The organism is Ramlibacter sp., assembly GCF_029866045.1.
Classification (GTDB): Bacteria; Pseudomonadota; Gammaproteobacteria; order Burkholderiales; family Burkholderiaceae_C; genus Ramlibacter.
In genome coordinates, this window is record NZ_JARXAB010000043.1 from 1 (window position 1) to 20204 (window position 20204).

General features: G+C 67.0%; 17 protein-coding genes. 15 read left to right on the top strand and 2 right to left on the bottom strand.

What is annotated here, in order from left to right; translation table 11 throughout:
• The 15 genes from frr to carB all read left to right on the top strand — a co-directional run.
• Window positions 1-378: ribosome recycling factor (frr, locus tag QE494_RS04915; protein WP_300041792.1), on the top strand; the 378-nt coding region annotated here is incomplete at its 5' end.
• Between the two features lie 170 nt (window positions 379-548).
• Entirely contained in the window at window positions 549-1280 is a 732-nt protein-coding gene (uppS, locus tag QE494_RS04920) for a polyprenyl diphosphate synthase (protein ID WP_300041793.1), read from the top strand.
• Window positions 1281-1296: 16 nt separating this feature from the next.
• Window positions 1297-2163, top strand: coding sequence for a phosphatidate cytidylyltransferase (locus QE494_RS04925; RefSeq protein ID WP_300041794.1), 867 nt, complete (start codon window positions 1297-1299; stop codon window positions 2161-2163).
• Window positions 2160-3350, top strand: a complete 1191-nt coding sequence (gene ispC / locus QE494_RS04930; RefSeq protein WP_300041795.1) for a 1-deoxy-D-xylulose-5-phosphate reductoisomerase — start codon at window positions 2160-2162, stop codon at window positions 3348-3350. The genes QE494_RS04925 and ispC overlap by 4 nt, the downstream gene beginning before the upstream one ends.
• Before the next feature lie 42 nt (window positions 3351-3392).
• Complete coding sequence (rseP, locus tag QE494_RS04935; protein WP_300041796.1) at window positions 3393-4853, top strand: RIP metalloprotease RseP; 1461 nt, start codon at window positions 3393-3395, stop codon at window positions 4851-4853.
• A complete protein-coding gene (bamA, locus tag QE494_RS04940; protein ID WP_300041797.1) occupies window positions 4850-7198 on the top strand; it encodes an outer membrane protein assembly factor BamA in 2349 nt (782 codons plus the stop codon). Before rseP ends, bamA begins: the two co-directional genes overlap by 4 nt.
• Complete coding sequence (locus QE494_RS04945) at window positions 7198-7713, top strand: OmpH family outer membrane protein (RefSeq protein ID WP_300041798.1); 516 nt, start codon at window positions 7198-7200, stop codon at window positions 7711-7713. The genes bamA and QE494_RS04945 overlap by 1 nt, the downstream gene beginning before the upstream one ends.
• A gap of 1 nt (window position 7714) precedes the next feature.
• Window positions 7715-8689 (top strand): UDP-3-O-(3-hydroxymyristoyl)glucosamine N-acyltransferase, encoded by a 975-nt coding sequence (lpxD, locus tag QE494_RS04950; RefSeq protein ID WP_300041799.1) that lies wholly within the window; start codon window positions 7715-7717, stop codon window positions 8687-8689.
• Window positions 8682-9137 carry a 3-hydroxyacyl-ACP dehydratase FabZ gene (fabZ, locus tag QE494_RS04955; protein WP_300041800.1) on the top strand — a complete coding sequence of 152 codons (456 nt, stop codon included), beginning with the start codon at window positions 8682-8684 and terminating at the stop codon, window positions 9135-9137. Before lpxD ends, fabZ begins: the two co-directional genes overlap by 8 nt.
• A 10-nt stretch (window positions 9138-9147) precedes the next feature.
• Window positions 9148-9945 (top strand): acyl-ACP--UDP-N-acetylglucosamine O-acyltransferase, encoded by a 798-nt coding sequence (gene lpxA / locus QE494_RS04960; protein ID WP_300041801.1) that lies wholly within the window; start codon window positions 9148-9150, stop codon window positions 9943-9945.
• A 52-nt stretch (window positions 9946-9997) separates the two neighbouring features.
• On the top strand, window positions 9998-11137 hold the full coding sequence (gene lpxB / locus QE494_RS04965) for a lipid-A-disaccharide synthase (protein WP_300041802.1): 1140 nt from the start codon (window positions 9998-10000) through the stop codon (window positions 11135-11137).
• 28 nt (window positions 11138-11165) lie between these two features.
• A complete protein-coding gene (gene rnhB / locus QE494_RS04970; RefSeq protein ID WP_300041808.1) occupies window positions 11166-11771 on the top strand; it encodes a ribonuclease HII in 606 nt (201 codons plus the stop codon).
• Window positions 11772-11839: 68 nt separating this feature from the next.
• Window positions 11840-12637: an RNA methyltransferase gene (locus tag QE494_RS04975; RefSeq protein ID WP_300041803.1), complete on the top strand. Its 798-nt coding sequence runs from the start codon at window positions 11840-11842 to the stop codon at window positions 12635-12637.
• A 209-nt stretch (window positions 12638-12846) separates the two neighbouring features.
• Window positions 12847-14016, top strand: a complete 1170-nt coding sequence (gene carA / locus QE494_RS04980) for a glutamine-hydrolyzing carbamoyl-phosphate synthase small subunit (protein ID WP_300041804.1) — start codon at window positions 12847-12849, stop codon at window positions 14014-14016.
• 90 nt (window positions 14017-14106) lie between these two features.
• Entirely contained in the window at window positions 14107-17373 is a 3267-nt protein-coding gene (carB, locus tag QE494_RS04985) for a carbamoyl-phosphate synthase large subunit (protein WP_300041805.1), read from the top strand.
• 62 nt (window positions 17374-17435) lie between these two features.
• On the opposite strand, the gene QE494_RS04990 is transcribed toward carB, so the two are convergent.
• Both QE494_RS04990 and QE494_RS04995 read right to left on the bottom strand, forming a co-directional pair.
• Entirely contained in the window at window positions 17436-19055 is a 1620-nt protein-coding gene (locus tag QE494_RS04990) for a hypothetical protein (RefSeq protein ID WP_300041806.1), read from the bottom strand.
• A 578-nt stretch (window positions 19056-19633) separates the two neighbouring features.
• On the bottom strand, window positions 19634-20204 hold a 571-nt coding region (locus QE494_RS04995; RefSeq protein ID WP_300041807.1), incomplete at its 5' end, for a hypothetical protein.

The following is a 20204-nucleotide window of genomic DNA, read 5'->3' on the forward strand; positions in this document are numbered from 1 at the left end:
GACGCCCGCACCATCGGCGTGACGCCCTGGGAAAAGGGCATGGGCGCCAAGATCGAAAAAGCCATTCGCGAGAGCGACCTGGGCCTGAACCCGGCCTCCATGGGCGAGCTGATCCGCGTGCCCATGCCCGCCATGAGCGAAGAGCGCCGCAAGGAAATGACCAAGCTGGTGCGCAACGAAGGCGAGAGCGCAAAGATTGCGGTCCGCAACCTGCGCCGCGACGGCAACGAGCAGGTGAAAAAGCTGGTCAAGGACAAGCTCGCGTCCGAAGACGACCAAAAGCGCGCCGAGGCCGACATCCAAAAGGTGACCGACAAGCACATTGCTTCGATCGACGCCCTGGTGTCCGCCAAGGAACAAGAAATCCTGGCGGTCTGAGCGGCCCCGGTGTCCGACCAAGCCGAGCCTGCGCCGCGCGAACGCCCTGCGCGAGCCCGCTGCCCCAGCCGCTTGTCACGCCTGCGCCGGTCACCGCACGTGTGCCGCATCGCCGAGCGCCGCATCACAGAGCGCCTCATCACCGAGCGCCTCATCCCACAGGTCGGGCCGTGACCGCCACCATTCCCCACCATGTCGCCATCATCATGGATGGCAACGGCCGCTGGGCGTCGTCGCGCTATCTGCCGCGCCTGGCTGGCCACAAGCGGGGCCTCGACGCCTTGCACACCTGCGTGCGTCACTGCGGCGACCGGGGGGTCAAGGTGCTCACCGTGTTTGCCTTCTCCTCCGAGAACTGGAGCCGTCCGCCCGACGAGATCTCTGGCCTGCTCGACCTGCTGGCCAATGCGCTGGAGCGCGAGATCACTCCCCTGCATGCGCAAGGGGTGCGGCTGCACTTCGTGGGCGACCGCAGCCGCCTCTCGCCCAAGGTGCAGGCACACCTGGCCGATGCCGAGGCGCTGACCGCGGGCAATGATCGGCTGGTGTTCAACATCTGCTTCAACTACGGTGGTCGCTGGGACATCGCTCAGGCCGCCGCCCGACTGGCCAAGGACGGCCGTGCGATTACTCCTGACAGCCTCGCCGGTGCCCTGGCCCTGGCCCATGTGCCCGACCCCGACCTGCTGATTCGCACCGGAGGCGAGCACCGTATCAGCAACTTCCTGCTGTGGCAGGCCGCCTATACCGAGCTGTATTTCACGGAGAAGCTCTGGCCCGAGTTCGGCCCCGCCGACCTGGACGCCGCCCTGGCCGACTTCGCCCGGCGCGAGCGCCGTTTTGGCAAGACCTCCGAGCAGGTGCGGTTGGCGCTGGCAGCCTCGCAGCGGCAGGCCGCCTGAGCGCACCGATCCGACCATGCTGCTGCAACGCGTGATCACCGCCCTGGCCCTGCTGGCGGTGTTGCTACCTGCGCTGTTCTGGTCCAGCCCCATCCCGTTTGCGGTGGTGGTGCTGGTGCTGCTCACCGCCGGTGCCTGGGAATGGGGCCGCCTCAATGGTCTGGCCCGTGCTGGCTCCCTGGCGTGTGGCGCCGCCTGCCTGGCGCTGTGCGCCCTGGCCTGGCAGGCAGGCCTGGTGGGTCGGCCACTGCCGGTGCTGTGGGCCGGGGCCGGCGTGCTGTGGGTGCTGGGCGGCGCGTGGGTGCTGCGTCGGGGTGTGGCCGGATGGCCCCACCTGGCCCAGAGCCTGCGGGTGGTGGTGGGGGTGCTGCTGCTGTGGCTGGCGTGGCTGGCGCTGGCGCAGGCCCGCGCCATCGGCATCAATTTCCTGTTGTCCGTTTTCGTTTTGGTCTGGGCCGCTGACGTGGCCGCTTATTTCGCGGGCCGAGCCTTTGGCTTGCGCCTGGTCTCGGTGCGCCTGGCACCGGCCATCAGCCCCGGCAAGAGCTGGGAGGGCGTGTGGGGCGGCATGCTGGCGGTGCTGGCAGTGGCCCTGGTCTGGCGGCAGGTCGACGCCACCTGGGGTGTGGCCGGCGGCTGGTCGGCCAGCCTCTACACCCGCCTGGGCGAGCAAGGGCCCGTGCTGCTGGTGCTTTCCTTGCTGTTCCTCGCCGCGATGAGCGTGGTGGGGGATCTGGTCGAGTCTCTGGTCAAGCGCGCCGCGGGCGCCAAAGACTCCAGCGGCCTGCTGCCGGGGCATGGCGGCGTGCTCGATCGCGTCGATGCCTTGCTTCCTGTGCTCCCGCTGGCGATGATGCTGGCTGCAACTTCAGGCCTCGCATGACTCGACAACGCATTACCGTGCTGGGCGCTACCGGCTCCATCGGCACCAACACCCTGGACGTCATCGCCCGTCATCCGGACCGCTTTGAGGTGTTCGCGCTCAGCGCCGCGCGCCAGGTGGAGCCCCTGCTGGCGCAGTGCGCCCAGTTTCGGCCGCGCTTTGCGGTGATGGCCGACGCTGCAGCCGCCGCGCAACTGTCTGACCGCCTTGCCGCCGAGGGTATGCCTACCCGGGTACTGGCCGGCCCGGGCGCCATGTCCGAGATTGCCGCCCACCCGGAGGTCGACATGGTGATGGCGGCCATCGTCGGCGCTGCTGGCCTTGCGCCCTGCCTGGCAGCGGCACGCGCCGGCAAGCGCCTGCTGCTGGCCAACAAGGAGGCCCTGGTGGTGGGTTGCGACGTCTTTCTCGATGCGGTGGCCGAGGGCGGCGCCACCTTGCTTCCGATCGACAGCGAGCACTCGGCCATCTTCCAAGCATTGCCCGAGGACCGGACGACTTGGGAGGCACGGGTCGAGAAAATCATCCTCACCGCCTCCGGGGGACCGTTTCGCACCTGGTCACCGGCGCAGTTGCGCGAGGTGACGCCCGAGCAGGCCTGCAAGCACCCCAACTGGGTGATGGGCCGCAAGATTTCGGTGGACTCGGCCACCATGATGAACAAGGCGCTCGAGGTGATCGAGGCCCGCTACCTGTTCGGGCTGGCGCCCGAGCGGCTGGAGGTGGTGATTCACCCGCAAAGCGTGGTGCATTCGATGGTGCAGTTCCGCGACACCTCGGTGGTGGCGCAATTGGGAACGCCCGATATGCGGGTGCCCATTGCCTATGGCCTGTCTTGGCCTGAGCGAATTGCCTCGGGCGCGCAGCCGCTTGATTTTTCAGCCCTGTCCGACCTGCGCTTTGAGTCGCTGGACAGCCACGGTCACCGTGAGCGCTTCGCGGGTCTGGCCCTGGCTTGGCAGGCGCTGCAGGCGGCGCCTGGCACGACCGCGGTGCTCAACGCAGCCAACGAGGTGGCGGTGGCCGCCTTCCTGGAGCGGCGCATTCGCTTCGACCAGATCCACGCCCTCAACCTGGCCACGCTGTCGGCGGTGCAGCCTGAGCATCCGCGCAGCCTCGATGACCTGTTGGCGCTCGACGCGCGCAGCCGCCGCGTTGCGACTGAGCGCATTGGCGCGCTCGCCTGATTCGGCTGACCGAGCCAACAGCCCGCGCGCTACACCCATCCCATGCTCACTGCTTTTGCTTTTCTGGTGGCCCTGGGGCTGCTGATCACCGTGCACGAGTACGGGCACTACCGCGCCGCGATTGCCTTTGACGTGAAGGTGCTGCGCTTTTCGGTCGGTTTCGGGCCGGTGCTGCGGCGCTGGAAGCCCCGCAACCCGCGCCCCGGCCAGGACACCGAGTTCACCCTGTGCGCCTTGCCGCTGGGCGGCTATGTGCGCATGCTCGACGAGCGCGAGGGGGCGGTCGATTCGTCCGAGTTGAATCGGGCCTTCAACCGAGCACCGCTGCGCGCGCGCTTTCTGATTGTGGCCGCCGGGCCGCTGGCCAATCTGGCGCTGGCGGTGCTGCTGTATGCCGCAGCGGCCTGGGTGGGGCAGGAGTCGCCGCGCGCGCTGCTTTCGGCGCCGGTGGCCGGCTCGCTGGCCGAGCGCGCAGGCCTGGTCGGCGGCGAGGAGGTGCTGGCCACGGGGACGGCAGATGGCGAGGGGCCTCGCCAGGGCCAGGCGCAGGGCCAGGAAGATCGCACGGAGGGCCGTAGCGGGTACCGCACGGGCGCCATCGCCTCAGACCCGGTCGACTCCTTTGACGAACTGCGCTGGCGCTTGATGCGTGCGGCGATCGAGGGCGACGATCTGTGGCTGCAAGTGGCGCCGGCCGGCGGCGGCGCCAGCCGGGAGCTGCGGCTGCCGCTTTCACAGCTCGGCGCCAGCGATGCCGACGCTTCCTTGCTGCGGCGTATCGGCATTGTGTCGCCCCTGTCCCAGCCGGTGATCGGCCGGGTGGTGCCCGAGGGGGCGGCCGATCGCGCCGGCCTGCAGGTGGGCGACCGGGTGCTGGCGGTGGGTGGGCAGGCGGTGGTCGACGGACAGCAACTGCGCGAATGGATACGCCGCCAGGGCGCCGAGGGCGCCCCCCCAGCGGCAGCCCCCTGGCGCATCGAGCGGGCCGGGCGCGAGGTCGAACTGTCGGTGAGGCCCGAGGTGGCGCAGGAGCGGGGCCTCTCCATCGGCCGGGTGGGAGCCCATGTGGGGGCGCCGCCGGAAATGGCGCTGGTACGCCAGGGCCCCTGGGAGGGCTTGGTGGCTGGGGCGCAGCGCACCTGGGAGGTGTCGGTGCTGTCGCTGCGGATGCTGGGGCGGATGGTGGTGGGCGAGGCCTCGCTGTCCAACCTGAGCGGGCCGCTGACCATCGCCGACTACGCGGGCCGGTCGGCCAGCCAGGGGCTTGCACAGTACCTGGTCTTTTTGGCCATGGTCAGCGTCAGCCTGGGCGTACTGAACCTGCTGCCGCTACCCGTCCTCGATGGTGGACACCTGATGTATTATCTTTGGGAGATGGTGACCGGTCGGGGTGTGTCCGACGCATGGATGGAGCGGCTCCAGCGCGCGGGCGTGGCGATCTTGCTGGCCATGATGGCCATTGCCCTGTTCAACGACCTCACGCGCCTTCTGAACAACCCATGAACCAAATGATCCAGCGCGTCGGCTTCTTCGGTTCCTTGCTCCCGGCCCTCCGTGCCGCAGTGGGCAGGGGCCTTTACCGGCGCCTTCTGGGCGGCCTGCTGGCCACCCTCTTCGCGGCGCAGGCTTGGGCCGTCGAGCCTTTCACCATCGGCGACATCCGTGTCGAGGGCCTGCAGCGGGTCGAGCCGGGCACTGTGTTCGCCTCTATTCCGGTGCGGGTGGGTGACCGCTACGAGGACGACAAGGGCGCCGCGGCAATCCGCTCGCTGTTTGCCCTGGGCCTGTTCAAGGACGTTCGCCTGGAAGTGCGGGGCAATGTGCTGGTGGTGCTGGTCGAGGAACGCCCGACCATCGCCAGCGTCGACTTCACTGGCCTGCGCGAGTTCAATAAAGACGTACTGGTCAAAGTGCTGCGCGAAATCGGCCTCGCCGACGGCCGACCCTTTGACCAAGCCCTGGCCGACCGCGCCGAGCAAGAACTCAAGCGTCAATACATCACCCGCAGCCTGTACGCGGCGGAAGTCATCTCGACCATCACCCCGGTCGAGCGCAACCGGGTCAACCTCACCTTCTCGATCAATGAGGGGCCGCCAGCCCGCATTCGTGAGCTGCGCATCGTGGGCGCCCGCGCCTTCAGCGAATCCACGCTCAAGGGGCTGTTCAGCCAGGACACTGGCACCTTCATGAGCTGGTACACCAAGTCGAACCAGTACTCGCGCACCAAGCTCAACGCCGACCTGGAGACCCTGCGCTCTTACTACCTGCAGCGCGGGTTCATGGAGTTCACGATCGACAGCACCCAGGTCGCGATCTCCCCTGACAAAAAAGACGTGAGCATTTCCCTCAACATCACCGAGGGCGACCGCTTTGTGGTCAGTGCCGTCAAGTTGGAGGGGAGCTTCCTCGGCAAGGACGAGGAGTTCAAGGCCCTGGTTGCGATCAAGCCAGGCCAGCCCTACAACATCGACGAGGTCACCCGCACCACCCGCGCCTTCACCGAGTACTTTGGCAACTTTGGCTATGCCTTTGCCCAAGTGCAGGCGCGCCCCGAGGTGGACCGCGCCACCGGCCGGGTGCAGATCACCCTGCTGGCAGAGCCCAGCCGCCGCGCCTATGTGCGGCGCATCAACATCGCCGGCAACAACCGAACCCGTGACGAGGTCATCCGGCGGGAGTTTCGCCAGCTCGAGGCCAGCTGGTACGACGGCGACCGCATTCGCCGCTCCCGTGACCGGGTCGACCGCCTGGGCTACTTCAAGAGCGTGGCGATCGATTCCCAGGAGGTGCCAGGCGCACCTGATCAGGTGGACCTGAATGTTGTTGTCGAGGAAAAGCCGACCGGTGCCATCCAGCTGACCGCTGGCTTTTCTTCCACCGAAAACCTGAGTCTGGGCTTTGGCATCAGCCAGGACAACGCCTTCGGGTCCGGCCGCTTTCTGTCCGCGAACGTCAACGCCAGCAAATACAACCGGGTGTTTTCGATCAACACCACCGACCCCTACTACACGGCGGACGGGGTGTCTCGTGCCTGGGAGTTGTCGCACCGTGATGTGCGGCCCTACCTGGATCAAGGGGGTAGCTATCGGGTGGTCACCACCAACGCCAGTGTGCGCTTTGGCGTGCCCTTCACCGAGGTTGACACGGTCAACTTTGGCGCCGGGGTGGAGCAAAACAACATCGTGACAGGGGCGGCCATTCCGGCGTCCTACCTCGTGTTTGCCCGCGATGTGGGCTACAAAAGCGTCATGTTCCCCTTCACGGTGGGATGGATCCGCGACGACCGCGACAGCGCCCTGATTCCCTCGCGCGGCCGGCTACAGCGGGCCAATGGTGAGCTGAGCCCTTTTGGCGACGTCCACTATTTCCGCGCCGGTTATCAGTTCCAGCAATACGTCCCATTGAACCGCCAGTACACCCTGGCCTTCAACTCCGACTTCGGCTGGGGCCAGGCGCTGGGCAACTCCAGTTACCCAGTGTTCAAGAGCTACACCGGCGGTGGTTTGGGTTCTGTCCGAGGCTTCGCCCCGGGCACCCTGGGCCCGCGTGACGTCACTGGCTCCATCGTGGGCGGTAACCGCAAGATCGCTCTGAACGGTGAACTTCTGGCACCGCTCCCGGGGACGGGTAACGACCGCACTATTCGGCTCTATGGCTTCGTTGACATGGGTAACGTCTACGGCCCTGATGAGAAGCTTGACCTGAGCACGCTGCGCTCCTCTCTCGGTGCGGGCGTCACCTGGATCTCTCCCCTGGGCCCAATGCGCTTGGCCTATACCCACCCACTGCGCAAGTTCTCCGGGGATAGAATCGAAAAAATCCAATTCCAGATCGGTACCTCCTTCTAATGAAGCAACTCATCGTTCGTTGGGCCCTCGGGCTTCTGGGTGCCATGGCGCTGGTGGCGCCCACCGTGGCCCAAGAGTTCCGCATCGGCTTTGTCAATACCGATCGCATCTTGCGCGACGCCAATGCCTCCAAAACCGCGCAATCCCGGCTGGAGCAAGAGTTCTCCAAGCGCGACAAAGAAATCAATGACCTCCAGGCTTCCCTCAAGACGGGCTCCGAAAGGTTTGAGCGCGACGCGCCCACCCTGTCCGAGAGTCAGCGCCAGCAGCGGCAGCGCCAGTTAGCTGATCAAGACCGTGAGCTGCAGCGCAAGCGCCGTGAGTTCCAAGAAGACCTCGGTGCCCGCCGCAATGAAGAGCTGCAACAGGTGCTCGAGCGGGCCAACCGGGTGGTCAAGCAGGTGGCCGAGCAGGAAAAGTACGACCTCATCCTGCAAGAGGCGGTCTACATCAATCCCAAGCACGACATCACCGACAAGGTGATTCGCGCGCTCAACGCCGCCGCGAGCCGGTGAGGTGACGCTGAGACTGGGTGACATCGTTCAGGCGCTCGGTGGGGAGCTGCTGGGCGACCCCGGCCAGCCCATCGAGGGGCTGGCGCCACTGGAGTCAGCCTCGGGCACCCAGCTCAGCTTTCTGAGCAACCCCCGCTACCAACCGCAACTGGCCGCCTCCAAGGCGGCCTGTGTCATCGTGGGTCCGGCCTTGCGGGAGGCCGCAAGCGCACGCGGTGCCGTCATCGTGGCCGATGACCCCTACCTTTATTTCGCCCGCCTCACCCGCTTGTGGAAGGCCCGGCAGGGACCGGCGCAAGCGGGCCCCCTCATTCACCCCAGCGCAGTGATCGACCCAGGTGCACAGGTGCACCCCAGCGCCCGCATCGGGGCCCTGTGCGTGGTGGAGCGCGGTGCGCGCATCGGCGCGGGCACTGTCCTCAAGTCGCGGGTGACCGTGTCTGAGGGCTGCATCATCGGTGAGCGCTGCGTGCTGCATCCGGGCGTGGTGATCGGCGCCGACGGCTTCGGCTTTGCCCCGCACCAGGGCGCCTGGGAAAAGATAGAACAGCTCGGTGCGGTGCGCATCGGCGACGATGTCGAGATCGGCGCCAACACCTGCATCGACCGCGGCGCGCTGGAAGACACCGTGATTGAGGACGGGGTCAAACTCGACAACCTCATTCAGGTGGGGCACAACGTGCGCATTGGGCGCCATACCGCGATTGCCGGCTGCGTGGCCATTGCCGGCAGCGCCCGCATTGGCGCGCACTGCACCATCGGCGGCAAAACCGGCATCGTGGGCCATCTGACCATTGCCGACCATGTGCACATCTCGGCCATGTCGCTGGTGAGCCGGTCGATTGCCAAGCCCGGGCTCTATACCGGCGTCTTTCCCCTGGACGACAATGCCTCCTGGGAGAAGAACGCCGCCACGCTGCGACAACTTCATTCGCTGCGTGACCGCATCAAAGCACTCGAGAAGAACCATGCCTGAACAAGCCGTGATGGACATCCATCAGATCCTCAAACAGCTGCCGCACCGTTACCCCATCTTGCTGGTGGACCGTGTTCTGAGCCTGACCAAGGGTGAGCGCATCGTCGCCATCAAGAACGTCACCATCAACGAGCCTTTTTTCACTGGTCACTTTCCGCACCGGCCGGTGATGCCCGGCGTGCTCATTCTCGAAGCCATGGCCCAGGCCGCCGCCTTGCTGTCTTTTGCCACCGAGGGCGTGACCCCGGACGACAAGACGGTGTACTACTTCGCCGGTATTGACGGCGCGCGCTTCAAGCGCCCGGTCGAGCCAGGCGACCAGCTCACCATGGAAGTGAGCCTCGAGCGGTCCAAGGCCAGCATCTACAAGTTCAAGGGCGTCACCCGGGTGGGCGATGAGGTGGCCTGCGAGGCCGAACTCATGTGCACCATGCGCCGCATCGCCTGAGGGTGGTCGGGTGAGCCAGAACATTCATCCCACTGCCATCGTTGCGCCAGGGGCCCGCATCGACCCCTCGGTGACGATTGGTCCGTACAGCGTCATCGGCGCGAATGTCACCCTCGGTGCCGGCACCACTGTCGGCCCGCATTGCGTGATTGAGGGTCACACCACCATCGGGCGAGACAACCGCATTTTTCAGTTTGCCTCCCTGGGCGCAATTCCGCAGGACAAAAAGTACGCGGGCGAGCCCTGCGAGCTGGTGATCGGCGACCGCAACACCATCCGCGAGTTCACCACCTTCAACATCGGCTCGCCCGGTGGCGGCGGTGTCACCCGTATCGGCAGCGACAACTGGCTGATGGCCTATGTGCACATTGCCCACGATTGCGTGATTGGCAACCACACCATCTTCGCCAACAACTCGCAGCTGGCCGGCCATGTGGAGGTGGGCGACTGGGTCATTTTGGGCGGCTTTACCGTGGTGCACCAGTTCGTGCGCATTGGCGCCCACGGCATGACCGCCATGTGCTCGCTGCTTTTTGCCGACCAGCCGCCCTTTGTCATGAGCCAGGGCCAGCCGGCGGCGGCCCGCTCGATGAACTACGAGGGATTGCGGCGCCGGGGCTTTTCGGCGGCGCGTATCAGCGCGGTCAAGGCGATGCACAAGGCGCTGTACCGCGATGGTCTCACCCTGGAGCAGGCCCAGGCCCGCATCGCGGCCTTGGCGCAGGAGGCACCCGAGGCGCAGCCCGACGTCGACATGATGAGCGGCTTCCTGGCTGGCGTTTCGGCCCAGCGCGGGATCGTTCGGTGAGCAGGCAGGTCACGGCCCGCGCCACCCAGGCCGCTCGGGGCAGGGCGCGGCCATGAGCCTTCGGCTTGGCATGGTCGCGGGCGAGGTCTCCGGCGACCTGCTGGCAGGCCTGTTGCTCGAGGGCATGCGCAAGCGCTGGCCCGACCTATCAGCCTGGGGCATTGGCGGCCCGGTGATGGGCGCCAACGGTTTTCGGGCGGATTGGCCGTCCGAGCGCCTGGCAGTGCGTGGTTATATCGAGGTGCTGCGCCACTACCGCGGCATCGTTCGTATCCGCAAAGAACTGAAGGACCGGCTGCTGATGGCGGACCGGCCCGACCTGTTCATTGGCGTTGATGCGCCCGACTTCAACCTCGATCTCGAGGCGGACCTGCGCCAGGGCGGGCTGCGCACGGTGCACTTTGTCTGCCCCTCCATCTGGGCCTGGCGCGCCGGCCGGATCGAAAAGATCCGGCGCGCAGCCGACCATGTGCTGTGCCTGTTTCCTTTCGAGCCCGAACTCCTGGCGCAGCACGGCATCCCCGCCACCTACGTCGGGCACCCTTTGGCCAGCGTCATCCCCCGCCAACCCGACCGCAGCGCCGCGCGGCGAGCGCTGGGTCTGCCCGAGCGTGGCGAGGTGCTGGCGGTTTTGCCTGGCAGCCGCGCCTCAGAGGTGCAGTACTTGGTCGATGTCTTTCTGGAGGCGGCTTACCGCGTGCGGATCAAGCGGCCGGGCCTGCGCATCGTGATTCCGGCGGTGCCTGCGCTCCAGGGCCGTATCCGCGAGGCGGTGGCTCGGGCGGGTATGTGGGACGCGGTCAAGGTGGTGGCCGGCCGCTCGCACGAGGTGCTGGCAGCCTGCGACGTGACCCTGATCGCCAGCGGCACCGCCACCCTCGAGGCGGCCCTGTACAAACGGCCCATGGTGATCGGCTACCGGATGAACCTCCTCAGCTGGCAGATCATGAAGCGCCAGGCGCTGCAGCCCTGGGTGGGCCTGCCCAACATCTTGCTGCGTGAGATGGCGGTGCCCGAACTGCTGCAAAACGACTGCACGCCCCAGCTGCTGGCGCGGGCGGTGATGGGCTGGCTCGACGCCCCGGCGAAAATCACCGCACTGCAAGCCCGTTTTGCCGGCCTGCACGAGCAGCTTGCCATTGACACCGCCGCCCTCGCCACCGATGCCATTGAACGCGTCCTCCAGGCCTGATGCGCCCCGCCGTGGTGGGCGAGGCCGCCTGCCAGCGCCGGTGCAGTGCGCCCTCGACTGGGACCCGGTGGGCCTGATCGCCGGGGTGGACGAAGCCGGGCGCGGGCCGCTGGCTGGCCCGGTGGTGGCCGCCGCCGTCATCCTGGACGACGCGCGCCCGATCGCTGGTCTCGCCGACTCCAAGGTGCTGACCGCCTTGCGCCGCGAGCGCCTCTACGACGAGATCCGCGCCAAGGCACTGTGCTGCAGCATCGGCGAGGCCGGGGTGGAGGAGATCGAGCGCCTCAACATCCTGCAGGCCACGATGCTGGCCATGCAGCGGGCGGTGGAGGGCCTGCGTCTCAAGCCGGCCAAGGTGCTGGTCGACGGCAACCGCCTGCCGCGCCTGGAGGTGCTGTGCGAGGCCATCGTGGGCGGTGACGCCAAGGTCGCCGCGATCAGCGCAGCGTCGATCATTGCCAAGGTGCACCGTGACCGTTGGTGCGACGCGCTGCACGCACAATTTCCGCAGTACGGCTTCGACCGGCACAAGGGCTATGGCACCGCCGAGCATCTGGAGGCCTTGCGGGTTCATGGGCCGTGCCCCGAGCACCGGCGCGGCTTCGCACCGGTGGCGGCCTTGCTGGTGGCCTGAGAGCGGGCCCGAGAAGCTGCCTGCACCCCTGATTGCCTCCAGACCGTTCCTTGATTGCACCCCCGCGCATGGCCGACACCCTCACCCACATCCAGTCCCGGGACAACCCCTGGCTCAAGGACTTGCGCCGTCTCGCCCAGGACGGGGCCGCCTCCAGGCGCCAGGGCCGCGCCTGGCTGGAGGGCGACCACTTGTGCCGGGCGCTGCTGGCCCGCGGCGGCCAGCCCGAGGTGGCGGTGTATGCCCAGAGCCTGTGGGAGCAAAACGGCGCACTGAGCCTGGGGGACGCCGCCGCCTTGGTGCGCACCGTCGTCCTGCCCGACGCCTTGTTTCAGTCCATCAGCGGGCTCGAATCGCCGGCTCGCATGGGCTTCGTGCTGCCGCTGCCTGCCACGCCGTCGGTCGACACCGGTGCGGCCACGGTGGTCCTGGACCGGCTGCAGGACGCCGGCAATGTGGGCGCCATCCTGCGCTGCGCCTCGGCCTTTGGTTTTTCCCAAGTGCTGGCCCTCAAAGGCACGGCGGCCCTGTGGTCACCCAAGGTGCTGCGCGCCGGCATGGGGGCGCATTTTGGGCTGTCCCTGATTGAATCCGCCGAGCCCGAAGCCCTGGGCCTCCTGGCCATGCCGCGCCTGGCCACCAGCTCCCACAGCGGCGAGTGGCTGCACCGCAAGGCGCTGCCTTGGCCTTGTGCCTGGGTGTTCGGCCATGAGGGGCAGGGGGTGGGCGAGGGCGCCGCCGCCTTGTGCACCGGGTCCGTTCGCATCGTCCAGCCGGGCGGCGAGGAGTCCCTCAACGTGGCCACGGCGGCCGCCATCTGCCTGCACGCCAGCGCCGCGGCCCGGACAGGCCCTGAAGGGGCTTGAAAGTCCCCGTGCCGCAGGGGCCTGTGTGCCCTGTTTCCGAGTGGGACCCCTTCTGGGCGGGGCTATAATCAGCGGCTTTCCCGCAAACCCGTACGCCTAGCGCAACCCCAGCCTATCCCCTGAACAAAAGCAACACCGGTCGCCCGTCACCACGCGGGCAAATAGCCACCGGTTGTGTTTGGGCGTACCCGAATCATCCGGAGAACCCAGTGCTTTTGTCTCAACAGGCGTCCAAGCCTTCCGCCCTCCTGGCGCTCGCAGACGGCACGGTCTTTACTGGCACTTCGATCGGAGCCACCGGCTCCACCAGCGGTGAGGTGGTGTTCAACACCTCCCTCACCGGCTACCAGGAAATCCTCACCGACCCCAGCTACTGCCGGCAGATCGTCACGCTGACGTATCCGCACATCGGCAACTATGGCGTCAACGAGGAAGACGTCGAAGCCGGCAAGGTCCACGCCGCGGGCCTGATCATTCGCGACCTGCCGCTCATCGCCTCCAACTTCCGCAGCACCGCCACACTCGCCGAGTACCTGCGCCGCGAAGGCACGGTGGCCATTGCCGACATCGACACCCGCAAGCTCACCCGATTGCTGCGTGAGAAGGGCGCGCAAAACGGCTGCATCCTGGCCCTGGCGGCCGGCGAGGCCATCACCCCCGCGCATGTGGACCGCGCCCTTGCCCAAGCCCGCCAGGCCCCGGCCATGAGCGGCCTGGACCTGGCCAAGGTGGTCTCCGTCGCCCAGCCCTACGACTGGACAGAGACCGAGTGGCGTCTGGGCAGCGGCTACGGCAAGCTCGAAAGCCCGCGCTACCACGTGGTGGCCTACGACTTCGGCGTCAAAAAGAACATCCTGCGCATGCTGGCCGAGCGCGGCTGCCGCGTGACGGTGGTGCCGGCCCAGACCCCGGCCAGCGAGGTCAAGAAGCTCGCCCCCACCGGCGTGTTTTTGTCCAACGGCCCGGGCGATCCGGAGCCCTGCGACTACGCCATTGCCGCGACCCGCGAGCTGATCGAGGCGGGCTACCCGACGTTTGGCATTTGCCTGGGCCACCAGATTCTGGCGCTGGCCTCAGGTGCCAAGACCTTCAAAATGAAGTTCGGCCACCACGGCGCCAACCACCCGGTGAAAGACCTCGACTCCGGCCGCGTCTCCATCACCAGCCAGAACCACGGTTTTGCGGTGGACGAGAAGACCCTGCCCGCCAGCCTGCGCGCCACCCACGTGAGCCTGTTCGACGGCACGCTGCAGGGCCTGGCCCGCACCGACAAGCCGGCGTTCTGTTTCCAGGGTCACCCGGAGGCCTCGCCCGGTCCCCACGACATCGGCTACCTGTTCGACAGGTTCACCTCCCTGATGGACCCCACGAAGAAATGAATATGAGCCCCCACGTTCACGGCTTCGCCGTTTCTCTGCCCCCCGAGGGTGCCTTCGCTCCCTCGGGGCGGCCCAGCGGGAGCTAAAGCCATGCCCAAGCGCACAGACATCAAGAGCATCCTCATCATCGGCGCCGGCCCGATCATCATCGGCCAGGCATGTGAGTTCGACTACTCCGGCGTTCAGGCCTGCAAGGCCCTGCGCGAGGAGGGCTACAAGGTCATCCTGATCAACAGCAACCCTGCGACGATCATGACCGACCCGGCCACCGCCGACGTCACCTACATCGAGCCCATCACCTGGCAGACGGTCGAGAAGATCATTGCCAAGGAGCGGCCCGACGCCATCTTGCCCACCATGGGCGGACAGACCGCGCTCAATTGCGCTCTCGACCTCTGGCACCAGGGCGTTCTTGACAAGTACAAGGTCGAACTGATTGGCGCCACCCCCGAGGCCATCGACAAGGCCGAAGACCGCCAGAAGTTCAAGGAGGCCATGACCAAGATCGGCCTGGGTTCAGCGCGTTCGGGCATTGCCCACTCGATGGACGAGGCCTGGGCCGTGCAAAAGACGGTGGGCTTTCCCACCGTCATTCGCCCGAGCTTCACCCTAGGCGGCACCGGCGGCGGCATTGCCTACAACCCGGAAGAGTTCGAGACCATCTGTAAGCGCGGCCTCGAGGCCTCGCCCACCCACGAGCTGTTGATCGAAGAGTCGCTCCTGGGCTGGAAGGAGTACGAGATGGAAGTGGTCCGCGACAAGGCGGACAACTGCATCATCGTTTGCTCGATCGAGAACCTGGACCCCATGGGCGTGCACACCGGCGACTCGATCACCGTGGCCCCGGCGCAGACGCTGACCGACAAGGAATACCAGATCATGCGCAACGCCTCCCTGGCGGTGTTGCGCGAGATCGGGGTGGACACCGGTGGCTCCAACGTGCAGTTCTCGATCAACCCCAAAGACGGCCGGATGATCGTGATCGAGATGAACCCCCGGGTGTCTCGCTCCTCCGCCCTGGCCTCCAAGGCCACCGGCTTTCCGATTGCCAAGGTGGCGGCCAAGCTGGCGGTGGGCTACACCCTCGACGAACTGCGCAACGACATCACCGGTGGTGCCACGCCAGCGAGCTTCGAGCCCTCGATCGACTACGTCGTCACCAAGATCCCGCGCTTTGCGTTCGAAAAATTCCCCGCTGCCGACTCGCGCCTGACCACCCAGATGAAGTCGGTGGGTGAGGTGATGGCCATGGGCCGCACCTTTCAGGAAAGCTTCCAGAAGGCCCTCCGTGGCCTGGAAGTGGGCGTGGACGGCATGAACGAGAAGACCCAGGACCGCGAGCTGCTCGAAAAAGAGCTGGGCGCGCCGGGCCCGGACCGCATCTGGTACGTGGGCGACGCTTTCGCCGCCGGCTGGAGCGTGCAGGAAGTGCACGATATCACCAAGATCGACCCCTGGTTTCTAGTGCAGATCGAAGAGATCGTGAAGATCGAGTTGGAGCTGGACAAGCTCACCGCCTCGAAGGGCGAGGGCGCTCTGACCTCGCTCGACGCGGGCCAGCTGCGCATGCTCAAACGCAAGGGCTTCTCCGACCGGCGCCTGGCCAAGCTGCTCAAGACCCACGACAAGGCGGTGCGTGAGCAGCGCAAGGCGCTGAATGTGCGCCCGGTGTACAAGCGCGTCGACACCTGCGCTGCCGAGTTCGCCACCAACACCGCCTACATGTACTCGACCTACGAGGACGAGTGCGAGGCCGCGCCGACGAACAAGAGAAAAATCATGGTTCTGGGTGGCGGCCCCACCCGCATTGGCCAGGGTATTGAGTTTGACTACTGCTGCGTCCATGCGGCCCTCGCCATGCGCGAGGACGGCTACGAGACCATCATGGTCAACTGCAACCCTGAGACGGTCTCGACCGACTACGACACCTCCGACCGCCTCTACTTCGAGCCGGTCACGCTGGAAGACGTGCTCGAGATCGTCGACAAGGAAAAGCCCCTGGGCGTGATCGTGCAGTACGGCGGCCAGACGCCACTCAAGCTCGCCTTGGGCCTCGAGGCCGAAGGCGTGCCCATCATCGGCACCAGCCCCGACATGATTGACGCGGCCGAAGACCGCGAGCGCTTCTCGGCCCTGCTCCGCGAGCTGGGCCTCAAGCAGCCGCCCAACGCCACGGCCCGCACCGAGGCCGAGGCACTCGAAAAGGCCAGCACCCTGGGCTACCCGCTGGTGGTGCGCCCCAGCTATGTGCTGGGCGGCCGCGCGATGGAAATCGTGCACGAGCAGCGCGACCTCGAGCGCTACATGCGCGAGGCGGTGAAAGTCTCCAACGACTCGCCCGTGCTGCTCGACCGCTTCCTCAACGACGCGATCGAGTGCGACGTTGACTGCCTCTCGGACGGCCAGCGCACCTTCATCGGCGGCGTGATGGAACACATTGAGCAGGCCGGTGTGCACTCGGGCGACTCCGCCTGCTCGCTGCCGCCTTACTCGCTGTCTGCCGCCACGGTTGACGAACTCAAGCGCCAGACCTCGGCCATGGCCAAGGCACTGCATGTGGTTGGCCTGATGAACGTGCAGTTCGCCATCCAGCACAAGGACGGCCAGGACGTGATCTATGTGCTGGAAGTGAACCCGCGCGCCTCACGCACCGTGCCCTATGTCTCCAAGGCCACCGGCATTCAGCTGGCCAAGGTGGCGGCGCGCTGCATGGCCGGCCAGTCGCTCGACTCGCAAGGCATCACGAAAGAAGTGACGCCGCCTTACTTCAGCGTGAAGGAAGCGGTGTTCCCCTTCGTCAAATTCCCAGGTGTGGACACCATCCTCGGCCCGGAGATGAAGTCCACCGGCGAGGTGATGGGTGTGGGCAAGACCTTTGGCGAGGCCTTCGTCAAGAGCCAGCTCGGCGCCGGTACCCGCCTGCCGCGCGCCAAGGACGCCGATGGCCAGTCCACCGGCAAGGTGTTCCTCACGGTGAAAAACGGCGACAAGCCGCGCGCGGTGAAGGTGGCCCGTGAGCTGGTGAGCCTGGGCTTCGAGCTCTTGGCCACCAAGGGCACCGCGGCGGCCATCAACGCGGCCGGCGTGCCCTGCGAGACCGTCAACAAGGTCACCGAAGGCCGCCCGCACGTGGTCGACATGATCAAGAACAACGCCATCATCATGGTGGTCAACACCGTGGAGGAGCGCCGCAACGCAATCGCCGACTCCCGCGCGATTCGCACCTCGGCGCTCCTGGCCCGCGTGACCACCTTTACCACCATCGCCGGCGCCGAGGCCGCGGTGGCGGGGATGAAGGCGATGGACCACCTGGGCGTGATTTCGGTGCAGGAGATGCACGCGCAACTGGTAGCTTGATATGGGTCGCGTGATGAGGGTGGCTTGATGTTGACAGCGTCACCCTCGTCTGAACGGACGCATCAACCCTCCCGCCAAGCCAGGCGCAGATGCCGCTGGACCCCGAGAGAGGGCAGGGCGTGGTTGGGGACGAGGCGCAGTTGGGCATTGGCGCGCACCTGCGCCTTGTAGTCGTCCTGCGACGGCTCCGGTCTGGCGGGAGCGCCAATCTCCCTGGCTCGCTGCGCATGCCACACCCGCGCCAGCGCGCGGTCCGCGGTTTCGAGCAGCCCGGGCGATGCTCGCAGCTGGCACAGCCGGGGCATTTGCGTGATCTGCGCCGAGAGGGTGTGGCGCTCTGCTTCTGTCTCGGCCTCGCGGCCATCCAGCGATGCCAGCAGCCTAGCCACATCCCTGGGGCTGGCGATGCCCTCGAGGAAGGCGCCGCCCCTCAGATCTGTCCGCAGCGCCAGGTGCCGTCTGATTGCGTCCAGGTGGCCGATCTGCTGGCGCGGTGGCCGCCCAGAAGGGTTCAGGAGGTGGAGCAGGTGGCGGATCTCGGTCGCCAGGTCTTCCAGCCGGGTGTGGGCCAGTGCCTGCAGCACCTGGGGCAACTGCGTCGCGCGCTGCCCCAAGGCCCGGAAGGCCGGGTCACGCGGGTAATGGGTGGCAAGCCGATGCAGCGCCCGCCAGACCGCCATGGGCGCATCGCGCCACAGCTCCGCGTCGGGTGCTGGCAGGGTCAGGGACAGCCCGCCCAGGCGCGCCAGCAGGCAGGCGGCGCGTCGCTGGGCGGTGGTCGGCTGCCTAGCGTCGGTCGGCACGCACTGCACCCGATGCCATAGCGCCTGGCGCATCTCTGGGGACACAGGCTCCGGCGCGGCCTGGGCCAGCGCCATGACCAGTGAATTGGCGAGCCGGGTCGCCTCCCAGCTCTTGAACGTGGGCTCCCAGCTGGCCCCGCCGATCCAGACTCCTCCCGTTACGCCCTGACCGTTCACCGCGAGGTGCCGAATGGGCAGGCGGGGCTCCTGCGATCTCTCAACCAGGGTCCAGGCCACCTGCGCCAGATGCTCGATGTAGGGCTGCCGATCTTCCGCCCAGACCCGGATCGGGCGCGATCGGAAATACGGTTGATCGTTGAGGATGAGGAGAAAGTCCGCCCGGTCCCGCATGGCCTGGGCCGGGTCGGCGGCTGCGTGATCGCGCACAGACTGCAGCAGTCGCCGTGCGATCGCCTTGGCGCGCCTCGGATCGGACTCCTGCTCGGGCAGGCAGCCAGCGAGGGTGAGCAGGGCCGCCTTGAGCGGATCCTTGTTCAACCGATTGCGGCCGCAGCGCGCCTCGATCTCTCCGGTGAGCAGTTCCAGCGTCAGCGGCAGCTCGCCGGATTCGCCGGCATGGCGGATCCAGCGGGGCGTGGTGGCCACGCGCGCCATGCGCCCCAGGGCCAGCGCCTCCTGGTCCTCGTCCCAGTCATCGCCCCGGCCTTCCTGCAGGTCCCGAATCAAACTTTGCAGGCCTGCGAAAGTGGTCACGACCTCGCCTGAGGCGTCTTCGGAGGCGCGGCCTCCCCACCCTCTCAGTCGCGACGCCAGGCTGACGCCCGGGACCGGGTCGGTGCGACGCGACTGCACCGACGCGAACAGCAAGCGCGCCATCACCAGCCCGGCTGCGGTCAGACCGCCGGCCCACGAGGCCATCAGAGCGGGATGAGGCACGGCGATGACCGCGCCGCGGTGCCGCAGGCCCCAACCACCTGCGGGCTCGTGCAGGGTGGCCGGTGCGCTGTGCAGCTGACCGGGGTCCCGGGTCGGCCTGGTAGATGCAGGTGCAGGTGCAGATGGAGTTGCAGGTGAAGGTACAGGTGAAGGTGCGAAGGCAGTCGCCGTGGCCGCCGCCGCCGCGGTGGGCGTCGGGCCGTCGGCGCCCCCTCCTGGGGCTGCCCTTCCTCCGGAAAGCTTGCGCAGGTGGATTCGGGTGCTGGGCTTTTGCGCGGCAGGCTTCACGCGGCCTCAGGCGTCCGGGCCGACGGCGCCGGCGAGACGAGGGCGCCGCATGTCCCATGGGCGCAGGGCCCTGGAAGCAAGCGGCGCTTGAAGAACTCAGTGTGCAGGTCTCGCTTGGCGCATGCGCAGGGCTCTCACCCCACGGCTCGAATTTGCAAAGACCTGTTTGTAGGCCGGCCCGGGGCTTGGGTGGCTTGCACAAGCCAAGGTTCAGGGCTGAATTCGGAACAATTTGACCAATCCCGCATCGGCTCGCCCCGGGCGGCCCCTTTTCAGCGAGCGGCTGCGGCAGCGGTCGGCGTTCTCAGGAAGTCGCTTTCCACAACCGTGATGGCAGTATCCGGCGCCGCAGCGCGGGGGCGCTCAAGTTGCGCTTGATCGGCCACCCGCGGGTCAGCGACAGGAAGGTCAGCTATACGCACATCGGCTACCTGCAGGTCGTCCAAATGAAGGTCGGCCATGGGCGCGCGCAGCCAGTGCAGGTTCAGGTGGTATTGGGGCCTCAGCCTCTCGATGGAATGATCTGCGAGGATGCGCAAGTTGATCATTTCCTTGGCCTGCGCCCGGTACCCCGACGCAATCCGCTCCTGGGCCTGGCGATCACCCCCCGCCGCATCACGGTGCCCCCAGATTCGGTTGAGGGCGTGCCATGTTTCTTGCAGCAGCGCAGGTGTGGCCTCGAGCTGGCACAGACGGCCCAGGCCTGCCACCTGGGCGGAGAGTCGATCCCGTGCTTCGTCGGTGGTGGTCGCCGCACCAGTGATTTTGGACAGTATCTTGATGAGCTCCTGTGGCATCACCACGCCTTCGAGGAAGCCGCTGCTGTCCAGGTTTTGCCGGTGT

Coding starts and splice junctions, on each gene's coding strand:
- QE494_RS04925 (WP_300041794.1), top strand. CDS start 1,297: ATGCTGCTGCAACGCGTGATCACCGCCCTGGCCCTGCTGGCGGTGTTG.
- ispC (WP_300041795.1), top strand. CDS start 2,160: ATGACTCGACAACGCATTACCGTGCTGGGCGCTACCGGCTCCATCGGC.
- rseP (WP_300041796.1), top strand. CDS start 3,393: ATGCTCACTGCTTTTGCTTTTCTGGTGGCCCTGGGGCTGCTGATCACC.
- bamA (WP_300041797.1), top strand. CDS start 4,850: ATGAACCAAATGATCCAGCGCGTCGGCTTCTTCGGTTCCTTGCTCCCG.
- QE494_RS04945 (WP_300041798.1), top strand. CDS start 7,198: ATGAAGCAACTCATCGTTCGTTGGGCCCTCGGGCTTCTGGGTGCCATG.
- fabZ (WP_300041800.1), top strand. CDS start 8,682: ATGCCTGAACAAGCCGTGATGGACATCCATCAGATCCTCAAACAGCTG.
- lpxB (WP_300041802.1), top strand. CDS start 9,998: ATGAGCCTTCGGCTTGGCATGGTCGCGGGCGAGGTCTCCGGCGACCTG.
- QE494_RS04975 (WP_300041803.1), top strand. CDS start 11,840: ATGGCCGACACCCTCACCCACATCCAGTCCCGGGACAACCCCTGGCTC.
- carB (WP_300041805.1), top strand. CDS start 14,107: ATGCCCAAGCGCACAGACATCAAGAGCATCCTCATCATCGGCGCCGGC.
- QE494_RS04990 (WP_300041806.1), bottom strand. CDS start 19,055: ATGGCCTCGTGGGCCGGCGGTCTGACCGCAGCCGGGCTGGTGATGGCG.